Annotated in this window: 19 protein-coding genes and 2 pseudogenes; 6 read left to right on the top strand and 15 right to left on the bottom strand. The window is 37.7% G+C overall.

Annotated features, from left to right (window positions below):
• Positions 1-32: 32 nt before the first annotated feature.
• The 4 genes and pseudogenes from QNH17_RS10795 (at position 33) to QNH17_RS10785 (ending at position 3,295) form a co-directional block, all read left to right on the top strand.
• Positions 33-587, top strand: a complete 555-nt coding sequence (locus QNH17_RS10795) for a MerR family transcriptional regulator (RefSeq protein WP_283878677.1) — start codon at positions 33-35, stop codon at positions 585-587.
• Between the two features lie 538 nt (positions 588-1,125).
• Positions 1,126-2,116 (top strand): annotated as a pseudogene (locus tag QNH17_RS10790) (spore germination protein); the annotation flags it as partial.
• Between the two features lie 76 nt (positions 2,117-2,192).
• On the top strand, positions 2,193-2,423 hold the full coding sequence (locus QNH17_RS29980) for a Ger(x)C family spore germination C-terminal domain-containing protein (protein ID WP_481858591.1): 231 nt from the start codon (positions 2,193-2,195) through the stop codon (positions 2,421-2,423).
• A gap of 152 nt (positions 2,424-2,575) precedes the next feature.
• Positions 2,576-3,295, top strand: coding sequence for a 3-ketoacyl-ACP reductase (locus QNH17_RS10785; protein ID WP_283878676.1), 720 nt, complete (start codon positions 2,576-2,578; stop codon positions 3,293-3,295).
• Positions 3,296-3,470: 175 nt separating this feature from the next.
• On the opposite strand, the gene QNH17_RS10780 is transcribed toward QNH17_RS10785, so the two are convergent.
• The 6 genes from QNH17_RS10780 to thrC all read right to left on the bottom strand — a co-directional run bounded on the left by QNH17_RS10780 (position 3,471) and on the right by thrC (position 8,050).
• Entirely contained in the window at positions 3,471-4,391 is a 921-nt protein-coding gene (locus tag QNH17_RS10780; RefSeq protein WP_283878675.1) for a patatin-like phospholipase family protein, read from the bottom strand.
• 305 nt (positions 4,392-4,696) lie between these two features.
• Positions 4,697-4,858 (bottom strand): hypothetical protein, encoded by a 162-nt coding sequence (locus QNH17_RS10775; protein WP_283878674.1) that lies wholly within the window; start codon positions 4,856-4,858, stop codon positions 4,697-4,699.
• Positions 4,859-4,981: 123 nt separating this feature from the next.
• Positions 4,982-5,152, bottom strand: a complete 171-nt coding sequence (gene sda / locus QNH17_RS10770; protein WP_283878673.1) for a sporulation histidine kinase inhibitor Sda — start codon at positions 5,150-5,152, stop codon at positions 4,982-4,984.
• 196 nt (positions 5,153-5,348) lie between these two features.
• Positions 5,349-5,993: a hypothetical protein gene (locus tag QNH17_RS10765; protein WP_283878672.1), complete on the bottom strand. Its 645-nt coding sequence runs from the start codon at positions 5,991-5,993 to the stop codon at positions 5,349-5,351.
• Complete coding sequence (phaQ, locus tag QNH17_RS10760) at positions 5,974-6,414, bottom strand: poly-beta-hydroxybutyrate-responsive repressor (RefSeq protein WP_283878671.1); 441 nt, start codon at positions 6,412-6,414, stop codon at positions 5,974-5,976. The genes QNH17_RS10765 and phaQ overlap by 20 nt, the downstream gene beginning before the upstream one ends.
• 232 nt (positions 6,415-6,646) lie before the next feature.
• Positions 6,647-8,050, bottom strand: a complete 1,404-nt coding sequence (thrC, locus tag QNH17_RS10755; RefSeq protein WP_283878670.1) for a threonine synthase — start codon at positions 8,048-8,050, stop codon at positions 6,647-6,649.
• 316 nt (positions 8,051-8,366) lie between these two features.
• On the opposite strand from thrC, the gene QNH17_RS10750 reads away from it, so the two are divergent.
• On the top strand, positions 8,367-9,068 hold the full coding sequence (locus tag QNH17_RS10750; protein WP_283878669.1) for a hypothetical protein: 702 nt from the start codon (positions 8,367-8,369) through the stop codon (positions 9,066-9,068).
• Positions 9,069-9,258: 190 nt separating this feature from the next.
• Here QNH17_RS10750 and QNH17_RS10745 read toward each other — a convergent pair whose 3' ends face one another.
• Entirely contained in the window at positions 9,259-9,885 is a 627-nt protein-coding gene (locus QNH17_RS10745) for a DNA-3-methyladenine glycosylase (protein ID WP_283878668.1), read from the bottom strand.
• A 144-nt stretch (positions 9,886-10,029) separates the two neighbouring features.
• Here QNH17_RS10745 and QNH17_RS10740 point away from each other — a divergent pair, with 144 nt between their 5' ends.
• Complete coding sequence (locus QNH17_RS10740; RefSeq protein ID WP_283878667.1) at positions 10,030-11,280, top strand: multidrug effflux MFS transporter; 1,251 nt, start codon at positions 10,030-10,032, stop codon at positions 11,278-11,280.
• Between the two features lie 129 nt (positions 11,281-11,409).
• On the opposite strand, the gene QNH17_RS10735 is transcribed toward QNH17_RS10740, so the two are convergent.
• The 8 genes and pseudogenes from QNH17_RS10735 to QNH17_RS10700 all read right to left on the bottom strand — a co-directional run bounded on the left by QNH17_RS10735 (position 11,410) and on the right by QNH17_RS10700 (position 17,519).
• Positions 11,410-11,706, bottom strand: coding sequence for a Dabb family protein (locus tag QNH17_RS10735; protein WP_283878666.1), 297 nt, complete (start codon positions 11,704-11,706; stop codon positions 11,410-11,412).
• Positions 11,706-12,959, bottom strand: coding sequence for a flavin-dependent oxidoreductase (locus QNH17_RS10730; RefSeq protein ID WP_283879479.1), 1,254 nt, complete (start codon positions 12,957-12,959; stop codon positions 11,706-11,708). Before QNH17_RS10730 ends, QNH17_RS10735 begins: the two co-directional genes overlap by 1 nt.
• 133 nt (positions 12,960-13,092) lie before the next feature.
• Positions 13,093-13,770: an MFS transporter gene (locus QNH17_RS10725; protein WP_283878665.1), complete on the bottom strand. Its 678-nt coding sequence runs from the start codon at positions 13,768-13,770 to the stop codon at positions 13,093-13,095.
• A gap of 320 nt (positions 13,771-14,090) precedes the next feature.
• On the bottom strand, positions 14,091-14,846 hold the full coding sequence (locus tag QNH17_RS10720; RefSeq protein ID WP_283878664.1) for a cyclase family protein: 756 nt from the start codon (positions 14,844-14,846) through the stop codon (positions 14,091-14,093).
• A gap of 34 nt (positions 14,847-14,880) precedes the next feature.
• Positions 14,881-15,264, bottom strand: a pseudogene (locus tag QNH17_RS10715) (SDR family NAD(P)-dependent oxidoreductase); the annotation flags it as partial.
• Positions 15,265-15,278: 14 nt separating this feature from the next.
• Positions 15,279-15,581 (bottom strand): SDR family NAD(P)-dependent oxidoreductase, encoded by a 303-nt coding sequence (locus QNH17_RS10710; RefSeq protein ID WP_283878663.1) that lies wholly within the window; start codon positions 15,579-15,581, stop codon positions 15,279-15,281.
• A gap of 12 nt (positions 15,582-15,593) precedes the next feature.
• Positions 15,594-16,499 carry a fumarylacetoacetate hydrolase family protein gene (locus QNH17_RS10705; RefSeq protein WP_283878662.1) on the bottom strand — a complete coding sequence of 302 codons (906 nt, stop codon included), beginning with the start codon at positions 16,497-16,499 and terminating at the stop codon, positions 15,594-15,596.
• 75 nt (positions 16,500-16,574) lie between these two features.
• Positions 16,575-17,519 (bottom strand): VOC family protein, encoded by a 945-nt coding sequence (locus tag QNH17_RS10700; RefSeq protein ID WP_283878661.1) that lies wholly within the window; start codon positions 17,517-17,519, stop codon positions 16,575-16,577.
• Positions 17,520-17,529: the final 10 nt, after the last annotated feature.

Genomic DNA, 17,529 nt, shown 5'->3' with positions numbered 1-17,529 from the left:
TTATAGAAGTGTTAAATTGGAGGTGCTGTGTTATGACGACCAAATATTCACCTAGTGACATACAGGAATTGCTTGGAATTGATGCGAGTACATTACGGAAGTATGCCTCTCTCTTGGAAGGACATGGGTATCCAGTTCAGCGCAATAATAGAGGACATAGAACATATTTTGAAAAAGATGTTATTACACTACGCAAGTTAATCGAATTCTGTAACCAAGAGGGTATGACGATGGATCGATCTGCCGAAGCAGTGATGACATGGGTCTCTGAAGAATATAAACCTGTAACCCTTGCGGAAGAGGTGCCATTACAGACAACTAATGATGGGGATCTTGAGCAGAATACTGACACTATCGAACTATTGGATCGTATGGAACATTTGGAGCAAATAAACTTAGAATTAATCAAACTTTTGAAGGAGAAGGCAGTACGTGAAGCTAAGCAAGAAGAGAAAATTAATCTAATTTGGAAGTATGTAGAACGTACAGAGCAACTGGAGAAAGAACGAAGTAAGATGATTGATGAAGAAACAAGAAAACAAATCGCTGCCGCCGAGCAAAAGAAATGGTGGCAGTGGTGGAAATGAGAAATGCCGTGCTAAAGATAAGCATGGCTTCTTTTTACAAGCATAAGTCAGCAATGAAAATTTTTTTCATCTCGGACTTTAGTTGCCTTCACTAGTTACCGGTGAGATGATTTTTTAAACTTAACGGGCATTAGTCGCCTCCACTTGTTACCGGTGTTTGTTGATTTCTTGTTGGCACTAGCCGGCTCCGGCATTTTGACCTTCCCACCTGGCTCATACACAGTCACTACACTTATAAAAATAACAACAATCCCCCAAATTAATCGTTTACGACCTAATACCTCTCATTTTGCATACAATCCCCTTCTTTCTATTTGTAATAATCATTTAATCCTATTATTAGAGAAATGAAAAATTTGAACAAGTACGCACTTTTTCATTACATAGTGAAAAAAACTATACTGTAAAATTTATTTAGTTTCCCCTACCTTATTTTATTAGGATAAAATAATCTTTTCTTTTAATACTAAAAGGAAGAATTACCATTACACTTTTTCTAAAGTGAACAAATGGCAGCTTATATCAGTGAGGGATGTTTATGTTTTGGAAAAAGGGTAAAAGAATTTCTAATGATAGTAGTGACACACAACAACCTGTGCAAAGAAAGATATCACTAGACTCTCTAAAACAGGTTTTAGACAATATGGACGATGTTGAGATAATCGAACGCACTACACTTAACGATCAAAAAGTTGTCTTAATCTATTTAAGAACCTTAATTGACCAGGATCGTTTAAATGAATCGATAATAGAACCTGTTATCCAATGTCCACATGCCATGATTTTTGAAAGCATAGCCATACCTAAAGGGGATTGAAACCTCTGAAACAGAAACTATTTTATACGGTGCAAAAGATAGTTTCACTGAACAATTAGAACCAAATATCACCCTCATACGCAGAAGACTTCCTATTACTGAATTAAAAACAGAGAAATATAATGTAGGTTCATTAAGTGAAACAACGGTTGTCCTAATGTACATAGACGGGTTAACCAATCCTGAATATATATCAATAGCAAGAAAGAAAATCTCTGAAATTAACTTTGATTTATTTTTCGATTCATCCCAGGTAGCGGCATTTATGGAGGAACATCATCACAGTATTTTTCCACAATTCCAACAAACTGACCGCCCAGATGTTTGTGCTTATTCCTTAGGGCTCGGTAAATTAACTATCTTGGTAGAGAACACACCGTTTGTATTAATTGCACCAATCACCTTTTTTCACCTTTTCCAATCACCTGAGGATTATATTAATCGTTGGCCGGTTGCAAGTTTTTTAAGAATTATTCGATATTTAAGTTTTTTTCTGTCCGTCACACTGATACCATTTTATGTTGCACTAACAACCCACCATTATCAAATGATTCCCTTACAAATACTATTTGTTATAGTGGAATCTAGAAGTAAACTACCTTTTACACCATTTTGGGAAGCAATATTAATGTTAACTATTCTTGAAATCATAAAAGAAGCTAGTTTACGGATGCCGACCAAATCAAGTCAAACCTTAGGGGTGATTGGTGGTTACAATAAACGTGAAACTAAATTGAAGAATTGAGGAATATCAAGGTAATAAAAATATCCTCAACGGAAATGAACTGATGCAGCTTCATAAGGAAATTGAAACTGAATTAGAAAGGAAAACGACTGACCTCATAAAAAAAATGCAAGAGCTGAAGGTGGATCCTCTTCAAATCGGGACACACACCCTTAGCCCCTTTTCCAAACCCATCAGAGAAAAGGTATGGTTAGCCACTTGGGGAAAAATGAAAATAAAGGTTAATTATCAGCTTTATTTTGAGGCATTACAAAATACTAAAAATAATTATTAAATTATCATGGAAAGAGGTTGACCCCAACTTAGAATAAATATATTATTCCTCGAGTTCTAAATAGGAAAGACCGCAAGCTGTTTCCATGCAAGATTGCGGTCTTTCTGTTAGAATGAACTACTTCAATTTGTAATAATTTTAGGAGTGATAAAATGATTTCTTTAAATGGAAAAACTGCAATAGTTACTGGCGCAGGTAGAGGCATTGGACGTGCTACTGCTATCGCCTTAGCAAAAGAAGGCGTTCATTTAGGCCTAATCGGCTTAAATATGGCTAATCTAGAAAAGGTAGCTGCTGAACTAGCACAATTTGATGTAAAGGTTTCTGCAGCAACTGCAGATGTGACCGATCTTGAATCCGTTACCCATGCTGTTGAACATATCAAATCAGACTTAGGCCCAATTGATATCCTAATCAACAATGCTGGTGTTGCTAAATTTGGTGGGTTCCTTGATCTAACACCAGAAGAATGGGAAAAAATCATCCAAGTCAATTTAATGGGTGTGTATAATGTAACAAGAGCAGTATTACCAGGAATGATCGAAAGAAAATCAGGAGATATCATCAATATCTCTTCATCTGCTGGCCAAAAAGGTGCTCCAGTTACAAGTGCTTACAGTGCTTCTAAATTCGCTGTTTTAGGGCTAACAGAATCACTTATGCTAGAAGTAAGAAAACATAATGTCCGTGTTACTGCTTTAACACCAAGTACGGTCGTTACAGATTTAGCCATTGATACAAATCTTGTTAAAGGCAATGAAGAAAACGTGATGCACCCAGAAGACCTTGCAGAATTAGTCGTGGCTACTTTAAAATTTAATCCAAGAGTATTCGTTAAAACAGCTGGATTATGGTCAACAAATCCATCATAAAACGAAGCAGATCCAGTGGGGTCTGCTTCTTTAGTTCGTACAAAATACTCTTATATGTAAATATGATTAAAAAAAGAAGAGGGATGAAAGTAATCGCTCATTTAATACCTCTAAAATTATTATTTCAATTTCCGATATTTGACAAAAAATACAGTTCCAGAAATGGCCTTTTCAGCTATTTATTCTTTAATCTATTAAATCGAATAATTTTATATTGTTCAAAATCCCACTTCGATAAAAATTCTTTTGTAGAAGCATAACCTGACATATACAGAAAATCGATTTCATCCTGATCAAGTTCAAAATCAGTAGCATTGATGTCACCAGTTGGAATTTGAATGGTCCGTTCAATCGCATCCTTGTTCAAATATCGTAAATCATGAGCTTGAATCATCGTTTTAATAATATTTTTAAAAAGGTGAAGCGGGGTTGGTATAACTGCGTCTATGTTCACTTTTTCTTTCACAAAACGGAAGCCGAACGTCGGAAACCGGGGGTTGTCTGTATCAAATATCCATATTGGGAAGTTACTAAGTAAGCCGCCATCTAAAATATAGGATTTTTTTCGGTCTTTTAATTTCCAAATAACTGGACGGTAGAAAAATGGCAGTGAAGCACTCATCATAACAGCGGTTGAAATTTTTAAATCAGCAGGAGTCATCCCATAGCGTTCCAAATCATCTGGCAAAATAAGCATTTGCCCATTCGATACATCAGAAGCAATTATCTTCAATTTATCTTTTGGAAGATCCGCAAATGTCTTAATCCCTTTTTCTGTAAGAAGCGAATCCAGCCATGTTTCCAAATAATCGTTTTTATAAATACCAAGATGAAACAGTAGTTCTAATAAGGAGCCGAAAATAGGAATTCGATTTAAGTACGTTCTGCCGCGAAGTTTAGAAAAATTAAGTTTACTTAGGTGATTTCTAATTTCATAGCTTTTATAACCGCTTGCCAAAAGAGCAGCGATGATCGCCCCCGCTGATGTTCCTGCCAATCTTTGCCATTCTACATTTTCCTCTTCCATTGCATGAATCGCGCCAATAAAAGCAATTCCCCTAGCCCCACCACCTTCAAAAACAGCATCTGCCTTCAATTTTTCCACCTCACGATTAATAATTTCATAGTATAACCTACCTTTTTCAATAATAAGGAGGATTTATATGGGAATTAATACTCTATAATAGTATCTTTATAGTATACTGACCGTGAATATACGTCGAAAGTCATATTTACCATTTCTTTCTACCTCATCCACTTTTTTATATAGTAAAATAGGACTTCTATGTCATAATAATGTGCATTCCTTACAAATATTCTTTGATATTATTCCTTGATAATTAAAAGTGCCCATCCAAATATAAATGGATGGGCTTTTAAAACCTAATTGCTTCATTTCTATTATTTTTCAATCTTTATTTTTGATTCTATAACATGAACAAGTTCTTCAATAATATCGTTTAGTCTCATGATGCTGGTATCTTTTCTTAAAATGCTTGAAGTTTTATTTATTAATGTTTTTTCTTGTTCACTCATAAATACAGTTTTTTCTTGTTCATTCATAAAAATTCCTCCACATTAAATCGATATCAAAAAGTCTAATGAATCTTCTTACGGTGCAAGTAATCTATGACTGAAAAACATTCCACTTATCTACGAGAAAAAGTATTTTACTACTTTCAAATCTTAATCTGAATACTGATTTAAAATTTTTCTATAATCATCTATGGGTGATGATTCATTAATAAATCGTGTGTTTAACTCATTAGCCAATAGCAGAACAAAGTCTTTGCAAAGATTTAACTTAATAGCAGAATCAAATGCTTCTAGCAATTGTTCAGTGCTAAGGTTATGCATACTTCTCTCACTCCACTTTACTCAATTACCTACTTTCAAGTAATAATATGAAGATGGAATACTAAGTTGTAAAATCATTATTATTAAAAAAGCAGCTTGCCTTGAAGGTAAAGCTGCTTTTTTGTACGATTTAGGGTATCTATTAAAAAAGAAGGGCACATTCGATAAAGAATATTTTTTCTTTTAGATATGTACACTATTTACTTGGAGCAACAAGTCCACGTACGCTATCTTCCAATCTATGAGCAATATTTTCATGAGTTTCTCTAGCTTGTTTTAAATAGTTGTCTGTGACAGATTCCCAAGCATTTAGTGCTTCATTTGTAGATTCGATGAATGCCTCGCTATTTTGTTCAAAACGCTTCTCTGTACTTTCAATTAAATCAAAAGCTGAGTTAATTGGAGTTAAATAAAGCTCCTCTAATTTACTAGCTACTTCACTTACTTGACTTTTTAAAGATTCTGTAATTACTTCAGTGGATTCATTTCCATTCATAACATTGTATTGGAATATCCCTTTACGTAAATCGCTATTTATTGTTGTAACTTGTTCAAAAAGACCCTTTAAAGTATTGCGGTACACTCCATTGAAATTGGTTGTTTCTTTTATAGCCTTTAAGTAAAGTTCTTGCTGTTGTTCTCTAAGTTCTCTTGTACGAGAAACTGCAGCTTCAAATTGACCCCAAAAAATGTTAATAAATGAATCGGTAACATAGTTTGTTTCGTTTTGCTTCTCTACTTTTGGAACTACCACTTTTGAAACTTCCACTTTTTTAACCTCTCCTTTTTTAACTTCCTTTTTTAGGACTTCTTCTTTTTGATCAATCACCTTTTGGCTCATCGTCGTTCCTCCTCATTTGTTTCGTTACTTTCTCTATATTATCCTCCCTATGAAATGGAGGTAGGTAGAGCTCAAGAAAACTAAAGTACATGTTGAAAAATTGATCGAGCATGGATTGGTATTGCTCAAGTTGTATTGCATGGCCCTTTAAATACCCTTTACCAGTATCAGTTATTGAATAACATCGTTTGGCAGGACCACTTTCATTTGTATGCCACTCTGATTGCACAAGATTGTCTTTCTCTAGCTGTCTCAATAAACGATACAAGTTTCCCTGGTCAAGAGTGTGAAAACCGAGAGCTTGAAGCTTTTGTATTAGTTCATAGCCATGAAGTGACATCCTGCTAAGAAGCAATAAAATAAATGGAAGGATAAAGTGCTTAGATGGAGTAACATTTTTTTCATTATTGTTATTTGTCATGACTACACCTCAATAAAATTACTATAGGTGTATTTTACACATATAGGTCAGATCTCGTCAATAGCAAAAAACGAAAATAAATAATGTTTATAATATTTATAAAATTAAAGGGGGCAATTATACATGGAAGACAGAGGCACATTATTAGTAACTGCTGATCTAATATTTTAAGATAGAAAAAGCAACTACCACAAGTATGGGGCAGTTGCTTTTTCTACTTAAAAAAAAGAATTTATTTAGCCGAAAAGTGAAATAGCGTTACTAATTGACGAACTATTTCATCTTTATCCGCCTCAACCACTTTGAGATGCTGTGGTTTATTAAACAATTGATTTATTTGCTCAGGAAATTGCTGCTTAATATCGCAACGTTCAATCGATTCATTAAACTTGGCCGGATGAGCAGTTGCAAGTGTGACACAAACCTCATTAGGTTTATTACACATTTCGTATGCAGCGACCCCACATGCAGTATGAGGATCTAATAAATAATTTGTTTCAGCATAGTACTCACTGATGGTTTGCAGGCATTCTTCCCCTACAACTCCATGTGCCGCAAAATCCTCTTTTACTTGGCGGAGCTGATCTTCGTTCACGACGATTTTTCCTTCTGACTTAAATTTCTCCATTAAGGCAGACACTTCATTAGGATTTTCACCAAGCAAGTAGTATAAATAGCGCTCAAAATTGCTGGCTACTTGGATATCCATCGAAGGACTATAGGTGCTGCGGAATTCACCAGGCTGGTACACACCATCACGGATAAAACCTTCTAAAATGTTATTCTCATTTGTAGCTACGATTAGTTTACCTACAGGAAGTCCCATTTTCTTTGCAAGATATCCAGCAAAGATATCTCCGAAATTACCGGTGGGCACACTGAAGTTAACATTCTTTACTTCGTTTTCTTTTGTCACTTGGAAATAAGCATAAAAATAATAAACTGTCTGCGCTAAAATACGAACAAAGTTGATCGAATTAATTGCACGCAGATGATATTTATTTTTTAGCTCTACATCTGCAAACACTTCCTTGATGATTCTTTGACCATCATCAAACGTTCCTTTTATAGCCAAATTCAATACACTTTGGTCATCAATAGTCGTCATTTGTAATTCTTGCACCTTACTTACTTTACCGTGGGGATGCAAAATACAAATGCGAATCCCTTCTTTACCTCTTACACCTTCAATAGCTGATGCCCCCGTATCTCCCGAAGTTGCACCAAGTATATGAATCGTTTCACCAGTCTTCTTTGAAACATAGGAATATAGGTTTCCTAAGAATTGCAGAGCAATATCTTTAAAGGCAAAGGTAGGGCCATGGAAAAGTTCTAATACATACATATTATCCTTCAGCTTTTGTACCGGTGTTACCTCTGGGTGGCGGAAGGTAGCATAGCTTTTCTCGATTAATTCCTTTAACTCATTTTTTGGAATTTCACCATCTACATAATAGGAAAAGATTTCGTAAGCTAATTCTTGATAAGTAAGTTTTGACATTGCTTCTAACTTTTCTGCAGGAATTTGTGGGATCTTCTCTGGTACTAATAATCCCCCATCATTAGCTAATCCCATTAAGACTGTATCAATAAAACCAATTTTATTTACGCTTCCGCGTGTACTAACAAAGTTCATAGTTTTCCTCCATGGTATATAAGTTTTAAGATTTTTTTAGCGGGAGATTCTTTGTGTCGCATTAATATATAAAATTTATTGTAACATAATTGAGCGAATAGTCTATAAATTGTCGTTTTTGTAAGCGTTTTTATATTATTTACATGTTTCGATAGTAGATTTCCTCATAATTACTCAACAAATAGGGGTAACCCTCGTATTTCATAAGAAAGTGACGATTAAAACTCTACATACTTATAAAGGATTGAGAAGAATGATATTGAATTATACAACTACAAGGAAAAAAACTTGTACAAATCGGAAAGGTTGTGAGTTTATGAGACTTTCAGATGTGCAGCCCAAGAAAAACTTCAGCTACATCTTCGTCCAATTTCCAGGAATGAAAATGAATGTCCCTATTCTCTCGAGCGGTGAGGGAAAGGCGGTGAAAGAAGATGTTGCTTTATGTGTCCAATTAAATAACAAAGAAAAGGTTAATGATGTATACCTTGTACGCACACAGAGTATCAAACCTTTTGACTTTACAGATGAAGGAATTGGCGCAAAAGCAGCTTATCGAGTGATTAAGGAAAAAGAAAACTCTCAAGACTCTCACACGAAACAACCTGAAGAATTCGTCACGTTAATCACAGATGAAGTTGAAATTGTTCAAAAGAAAACCAAAGCTGGTTACAACTTCATTTTGGTGGTTAATAATCGAGAAATCGGAATAGTAGCCTCGATGGAAGTAGAAGTTTTCCAAACTGAGAAAGAACCATCACTGCTAAATGAAAAAGTGAAAGAGCATGTCACTGTGAACACATTTGACAGAAAAACTATGATTGCCTTCGGAAGGAGAGAGAAAAAGCGAATAAGCATCGGAGATCATGCTTTCCGTGCTTCTAAAGTTTTTGAGCCAATCCGAATACCTTTGGAGGCTGTTAAAAGAAAAGTTATAGTTTTTTCTCCTGCCGCATTAGATTTTATCGGTCCAGGTGATCAGAACCAAACCATTTTATTCCTGGGGGGTGTTGATTAGAGGCGTTATTTTTATAAAACTTCATATTTGTAAGATCGAATCAAAAGGATTAAATGGATAATCCTTTTCGATAGAATACACTTTAGGAAAGGAAGGAAATATTGGCTGAAAGCCTGATACTTACTAGGGAAAACTAAACGAATCCATTTATAATAGGGACTTAACCAATGAGTTAAGTCCTTTTTACTTTCTAAACAATTACATAATCAGATTTTTGATGCCTTGAAACAAATTGATTATTCGTAATCCAAAATCGCCATGGATAATCCCGGGCTTCACCAGTTTTGTCAATTCCAATCCTTTTTCCGGCAGAAATACTTTCTGGAGAAATACCTTTGGCAATAAATAATGGTGGAAGCGTGAGAGGATGACCATAATCCTCCATCGTAATACCCAATGATTTTGTCAGTTTGCCAGGGCCATTTGTCAAACTTGGCAAGTCTTCCTTACCTCTTCTCTTTTTCATTAATTCGAGACCGAACTTAGGTTCAAGGGCGCGGACCAAAACGGCTTCAGGATGGTCTTCACCGCCACTGACCACATTGAAAAGGCAGTGTGTATGCATTAAATAAGTATAAACAAGTCCTGAACGTTGGAACATCACCTCTGTTCTTCGCGTCCTTCTATTATTGTAGCTGTGTGCAGCCCTATCACCAGGACCAATGTATGCCTCTGTTTCAACAATATATCCTGCCGACATTCCCTCTTTCGATTCTTTTACGAGCAGGCATCCAAGCAATGCCTTTGCCAGTTCAAGGGTGGGCTGATCATAAAAATCCTCGGGTAATGGTTTTAAATCTTTTGTAAATTCTACCACGTTCTACTCCCTCCATTTAAATGATTTTCTTCCAGAAAAATATTTGAATGTTCTTGAAAAATTGTTTATTATTAACATTTAATCTAGCTAAGGTTTATCAATTTTAATCAATATTTATGATTTTAGAAAGGAAGAAATAGATTTATGAATGATTCATTCGGGGATATAGAAAGTACAAAGAGTTCATCGTTACGTTCAAAAAGAGTAGGGCTGGCAATGATTTTAGGAACTTTAGCTGCTTTTGGCCCATTATCCATTGACATGTATTTACCTGCACTTCCACATATCGCTAAAGAGCTTCACACCACTACTTCCCTTGTGCAACTCAGTTTGACCTTTTTCCTTCTCGGTCTTTCTCTCGGGCAGTTAGTTTCAGGACCACTTAGCGATGTACGCGGGCGCAGGAAACCACTTCTCTTTGGATTAATGATTTATATGATTGCCTCACTTTTATGTGCTTTTAGTCAATCCATCTGGTTTTTGATAATTTTGAGATTTATTCAGGGTTTTGCAGGGGCTGCTGGAATTGTTATTGCCCGTGCCATTGTAAGAGATCTATACTCAGGTTCAGAGTTAACTAAATTTTTCTCCCTAATAGCTTTGGTCAATGGTGTTGCTCCAATTCTTGCCCCTATAGTAGGCGGTCAACTTTTACGGATTGCCCCATGGCAAGGTATATTTTTAGTTTTAAGTTTAATAGGTTTGAGCATGTTCTTCATTGTCCTGTTCGGTTTGCCCGAAACACTCCCTACTGAATCAAGGTCGCAGGGTGGCATTTATCATACAATGACTACATTTAAAAACCTTTTATTTGATCGTAGTTTCATCGGATATGCATTATCACAAGGGTTAATTTTTGCGGCCATGTTCGCTTATATATCGGGCTCGCCTTTCGTTTTACAAAATGTTTATGGTGCCTCTCCACAGTTTTTTAGTCTGATATTTGCCATTAACGGTATTGGCATTATTATTTCCAGTCAAATTACAGGCAGATTAGCTGGACAAGTCAGTGAGAAAAAACTTTTTGTTGTGGGCATAAGCATCGCTTTCGCTGGTTCTATTATGTTATTGATTTTGATTTTACTTCATGCAGGTCTATACTTAATCTTGCTGCCATTATTCTTTGTTGTTTCAAGTGTAGGGATGGTAAGTACTTCAGGATCTTCCATAGCCATGCAAAATCAGGGCAGGTCAGCTGGAAGTGCAGCAGCATTACTTGGAGTATTATCATTCGTTTTTGGGGGAAGTACGGCTCCTCTAACTGGTTTAGGAAATGTCCCTGCACTATCTATGGGAATTGTCATGGCTATTGTAAGTTTTGGAGCTGTCCTGATTTACATTTTCCTGAAACCACGACATGAAGAAAAATCCAAAAGAAGTTCATTAACAAGTTAGATAGAGTTTTAGTAAATCTAATATGATGGCAAAAGGGAACGAGTAATAACCGTTCCCTTTTGTTCTAAAACTATCCTTCTTCAGTAATTTCAATTTCTTTAATTTTAAACGCTAATCGATATAAATTAATTATTTCACATCAAAATCAACTATGATTACGTCGTCCAATCCTATCTCCTTTAAAAAGGTAAATATCTCTTGATGGGCAGGATGAGGGCCATAGTTTTCTAGTGAAGTTCTGTCCTTGAATCGAACTGTTAATCCTATTTCGTATCCTTTGTTTCTATCTGAAAAATTAACGCCTTGCTGGATGTCCAATATCCCGGGTATCATGTCTTTTAACTGTAAGGTCCGGTGTATCAATTCCTCTTTTTGTTCCTCTGTTGCTTTTGGTAATAGTTTTATTAAGACTATATGTTCTACCATTATTGGACCTCTTTTAATTGGTTCAATTTTTCACGATCGAATCCAGCGATTTGTTTATACTTTTTGGAAATTATTTCTAATTCTCTTTGGGAGATTACTTCTTCTAAATTTTCAAAGCCGTTAGGTGCACGGTCTTCCACGATTTGCATAACGACCTCAGGACCATTTTTTCGATTAGCCAACACGATGCTAGCTGTTGCCTCTAATCTTTCAGCTTCATATACCTTTAAAGCCTGTTCAAGAGTAGGCTGTTCAACAATTGCTTTTCCTAAAGCATCTGCATCAAGAATTGCTTGAGAAGCACCATTTGAACCAATCGGATACATTGGATGTGCTGCATCTCCAAGTAATGTTATCCGGCCAAAGGTCCATTGCGGAAGCGGATCGCGATCGACCATTGGAAATTCAAAAACATCGTCTGTTTCCTCAATTAACTTCGGAATATCAAGCCAATCAAAATCCCACGATTTAAAGGCAGGTGCAAATTTATTCTTGTCGATTCTACGGTTCCAATCTGCACGTGACGGCATTTCATCACTTACAGTTAACTCAGCAATCCAATTTACAAGGGATCTTCCATTTGCGGCAGTTTCAGGGCAAACTGGATAGGCAACAAACTTTTGATCCTGATATCCAGCCATAATCATAGATCTCCCTGTTAAGAATGAAGAGGATTCAGTTAGGCCACGCCATAAAATCCGCCCGCTGAATTTAGGGAGCCCTTCATTTGGATAATAGAATTTTCGAACTGCAGAATGTATTCCGTCTGCCGCAATTAACACATCTGCAGTGTAAGAGCCCAAATGCTCTCCAGTTTTGCGATTTTCAAACTGCGCCTCGACTTTGTTGCCTAACGTTTGAAAAGAAATCAAATGATGACCAGTTAACACTGCGTTTTCTCCCAATTGTTCTTTTACAGCCTTTAAGAGAAGCATTTGTAAGCGTCCGCGATGGATAGAGTACTGTGGCCAGCGGTATCCTGCGTTCATTCCTCTTGGCTCCTGCCATATTTTTTTGCCAAATTTATTTACATAAATTAGTTCTGCGGTAGGCAATCCCGTTTGTTCGAGTTCATTTGCTAATCCTAATTCTGTGAGAACTCTAACAGCATGGGGCAACAGATTAATCCCAACACCAAGTGGTCTAATAGTTTCAACACTTTCAAACACGCGCACTGACACACCAACGCGGTGAAGTTTCAGGGCAGTCACAAGCCCGCCAATTCCGCCACCAACAATTATAGCTGATTTCATGTTAGTCAATTGAATTCCTCCAAGTAAATTTCACTTTTCTTAATTTTACAATAGTTTTCTTGCATATCAATAAAAATAGAGTAAGTTTTATAAAAACTCACTCTACAAATATTGATAGTCCTATATGTGAACTTTATACAGATGTTGTAATTCCAGAATCTTCTGAAATACCACGCGACACTTTTACCGGTGCCGTTTCTTTGAGCATGAACGACAACAAGAAGAAAACAACAGCTGTCCCGCTGGCAAGCCATAACGGTGAATATAGCGTAAACTTATCAGCCAGGATTCCCGCAATAACAGGTCCTGCTGTTCCCCCAATGATTTCTCCGGTCAGTACAACAGCCGCTATTGCCGTTGCGGCAAACAACCTGCTAACTGATTCTGACGGGATAATAGCGAGATAGAGCGGCTGTGCGCCAAACCCTAGGCTAAGGATAAAGATCGAAATGGCGAGCAGGGCAAAGTTCGTATGGAATCCCGCAACCGCTAGCGGGAGTAGAATGGCTATAAATGTCTCGGGAACTATGATGGCCTTTCTACCTAGTTTTTCTGATAAAAATGGTAGAAGGAATTGCCAAAAGAACATTCCAATCCCCAGGATTCCTAAAATGGCCCCGTATTGAGCATCGCTATAATTCGATACTCCAGATAAAAACAGCGGCATAAAGGCTGTAAATACCAATAGGTACATCATGTAAAAAATAGCCATCTGCATACCTACCCAAACATTACGGGTTTTAAATACACTTTTGTATTCCTGAAATGTTGGTTTTATTTTAATGTCCTTAGGTGGTGTTGCCGCCGACATTAAAATTAGGCTCTTTCATATAAAATATTAAAACCACTCCTAAAATGATCCCCGGTATGGCTAGGGCAAAAAATGAATAACGCCAATTCGATGCTGCCGCAATCGCCACTACTAATACAAGTGCAATGGCCCCTCTTTATTGATCCTATCAACATGAAACCTACTTTTTATCAAATGTAAGCGCTTTACCGATTAATAGTATAGGGCAGTTTAAATTGTTAGAGACATATAAAATATTGTTTACAGTAATATGAATTTTGTACATATTTGGAGATTCCAACAGCTAACTCTGTAAATTCCCATAGCAATAATTAGTAGTTTTAATCGATAATTGCTACTGCCCGGGTCCAGCCGCCGCTTCCACCTTTAATTTTGACAGGGAATACCGATACCTTAAAACCAAATGGGGGTAATTGATCCAAGTTTGCTAGTTTTTCTATTTGACAATATTCTTTTTCTTTACCGGCAAAATGGGCGGCCCAAAGCACGCCAGGACGAGGATTTTCTTTATAATCTGCAGCTTGAATAGCAAGTGGAGTATCCCAGCCCCATCCGTCTGTCCCCATCACTTTTATGCCTTGTTCAATCAACCAAAGGGTGGCTTCGGCTGAAACACCAACATGTATCTCACTATAGTTGGGCTCATATCTTTTTTTATCCGCATCAGAGCGAATCATCACGATATCAAAAGGCTTTAGCTGGTACTCTATATTTTGCAATTTTTCCTGCAGATCTGAAATAGTGAGTGCATAACCCGCTGGCTTATCCGTAAAGTCTAGGACAATCCCATCGTTAAAAAACCATTCCAGCGGCATTTCATCAATTGTCCTTGACCGTTTTCCTTCTGATGTAGGCCAGTAATGCCATGGTGCATCGACATGGGTGCCGGCATGACTTGTCAAGGTAAGAAACTCACCGGCAAGTCCCTTTCTTTCTGGGAAATCATCTGGTGTTACACCAACCAGCTTCGCGCCAAATTCGGCACCTTCTTCATGCGTTTCATAGCGGATTGAAAATGGAAGTGGATCTTTTAACTCTTTTTCGAGTGACACACTTAAATCTATTATTTTAGACATACTGTAGCCTCCGTATTTATCTATTGATTTTCAATTATTTTGCAAATGCCCCGCCATCGACGGGCATAGCATGCCCAGTTATGAATGAGGATTGATCTGAACTAAGCCACAAAATAACATCTGCTACCTCTCTTGGCTGCCCCATCCTCATCATCGCCTGCTCACTTGTAAATTTATCTCTCAATTCCTGGTTATTTCTTAAATTTAAACGGCCATCCATGATCATAGGTGTATCAATCGCAGTAGGGCATACCACATTGATGCGAATATTTTTCGTTGCGTATTCTATGGCGGCGGTTTTCGTTAGCCCAACGACACCGTGCTTAGTGGCTGAATATGGAACATTATTGGGATGTCCTTTAAGGCCGGCAGCTGAGGCAACATTGACGATGGTTCCTCCCCCTTGTTTCAGCATTTGATTTAATTGGGCTTTTACCCACTAACTCCTCCCGTTATCGCCGCGCAATTTACAGCATGATCCAGCCCGCCGAAATGCTCCACAGCGGCTTGAACCATTGCTTCACTATCAGCCGCTTTTGAGATATCAGTTTTACAATAGATCGCTTGCCCGCCTTCAGCTTTAATAGAAGCTACCGTCTGCATTCCCCCCGCTTCATCGATGTCAGCCACGATGACCATTGCTCCTTCCCTTGCAAAAGAATTGGCTGTTTCCTGCCCGATTCCCGAACCTGCACCACTAACTAAACATACCTTCCCCGCAAATCTCGTCGACATTGGGTCCTCCCCCTAAACAATCCTGCTTTTTAAAACTCCCAATCCCGTAATCTCCAATTCTATTTCATCCCCCTGCTCCAGCCAGCGGTATTCTTCTGTTCCCAATTCTAAAATACAACCAAACCCGACAGTTCCAGATCCGATAATGTCACCAGGATACAAGGTAACATCCTCTGACGCTCGCTCGATCATTTGTCCGAATGAATAGTAAATATCTTTAAAATTCCCATGGGACCATACTTCTCCATTCACTTTGGCCGTCATCTCCAAATCGAAGCGGTCATCGATTTTGTATGGGAGCAATTCATCCTTTGTTACAATCCACGGTCCTATTGATGTAGCAAAGTCTTTTCCCTTTGCTGGGCCAAGTAAAACCTTCAATTCCTGAGCCTGCAGATCACGGGCGGACCAATCATTCAAAATGGTATAACCGAAAATATACTCTTCTGCTTCACGGGCTTGAATGTTTTTCCCTTCTTTTCCAATGATACAAGCCATTTCTAATTCATAATCCAACTTTACACACTTTTTAGGGCGTGCTACCTCTTCACCAGGTCCCCTCATGGCATTTGGATTTGAGAAATAAAAAATCGGTACTTCATACCATTCAGGTGCCACAGTGCTATCATGTGTTGCGGATGCGTTTTTTACATGTGTTTCAAACGCTACAAAATCCCGAAATGTACATGGGTTTGGCAGTGGAGCCATTAGTTCTATTTCTTTGATTGAATAATTCGGCTGGGCATCTTTTTCTATTGAATGAATCAAAGGCATATAAGTTTCATGTTTAACCAACAATTCACGAATGCTGAACGGTAATTTCCCTTGACCGGCAAGCTGCATATCCACTACTCCATCACCGCTTAGCCATCCTCCGCATTGTTCACCGTTAGGATTTCGAAAAGTAATAAATTTCATTGTCAGAGCTCCCCAATTCTCTTAAATTAACAAAGGACATCTATCAAGACGTCCTTTATCACTTTTGCACTACTTCTAAGCTTTTTCTTTAATACTATCAAACTGTGCTGATTCAAAAATATTTACTTCATCCCAGGCATCGTTCGGATTTTCCTCAACCTTCCAAATCTTAGGACCGTAATCCGGGGCAAAGTATAATGGAGATCCGCCATATATTTCAATCCGATTACCGCCTGGTTCAATCGCATACGTAGTAAACGCCTCACCCACAGCATGCTTAAATGGCTTCATTTCCAGCCTATAGCCGTTATCAACCACATAATCAGCGGTCTCTAGCACTTGATCTCGATTTTCGACCGCAAAACATAAATGATTCAGCTGTCCATGCTCCTTCTTAAAATCAGCAAATAAGGCAATTTCATGTGATAAGCTTGACACGGCTAGTAAGGATCCAACCTCTGTACCATTTGGAATGACAATTCCTTCATTATGCTTAAATCCTAACTCTTTATAGAAGTTTGTATGACGGGTTACATCACTGGTCCATAGAGTTACATGGTCTAAGCGTCTTACAGAGGCACCCCGGCTTGGATTTTTTTGTGGACGGGATCTCCATTTACTTTTCAAATGAGCAGGTATCTCGGCAAGCTCCACATCCCAAAAAATTTCTTCTAAATGACCATCGGGCGAGTAATATTGATAGGCCTTACCATGTCCTAGGTCCCCTTCAATCCATCCTTTTCCGCAGCCCATGTTCTCAATATATTGAACAGCATCAAGCAAATCTTCATCACTTTCCGCTCTCCAGCTAATATGTCCGACCCCATTTGATTTAGCCTCTGTGATCTTTAAACTATGGTGAAAAAACTCGCCCCATGCACGCATGTAAACCGATTGACCGATCCTTCCAGATTCCTCCATTCCCAATATATCTTTGAAAAATTTCACAGACTCTTCTGGTTTTGGACTTAAAAGTTCGACGTGGGCTAATTGAGAAATAAAGTGATTTCTTTTTGGCATGATTTCTTCC

Origin of the sequence: Neobacillus sp. SuZ13, assembly GCF_030123365.1 — a bacterium.
GTDB lineage: Bacteria > Bacillota > Bacilli > Bacillales > Cytobacillaceae > Neobacillus.
The sequence above is the reverse complement of the archived record's forward strand: the minus strand, read 5'-3'. Positions and strand labels throughout refer to the sequence as shown.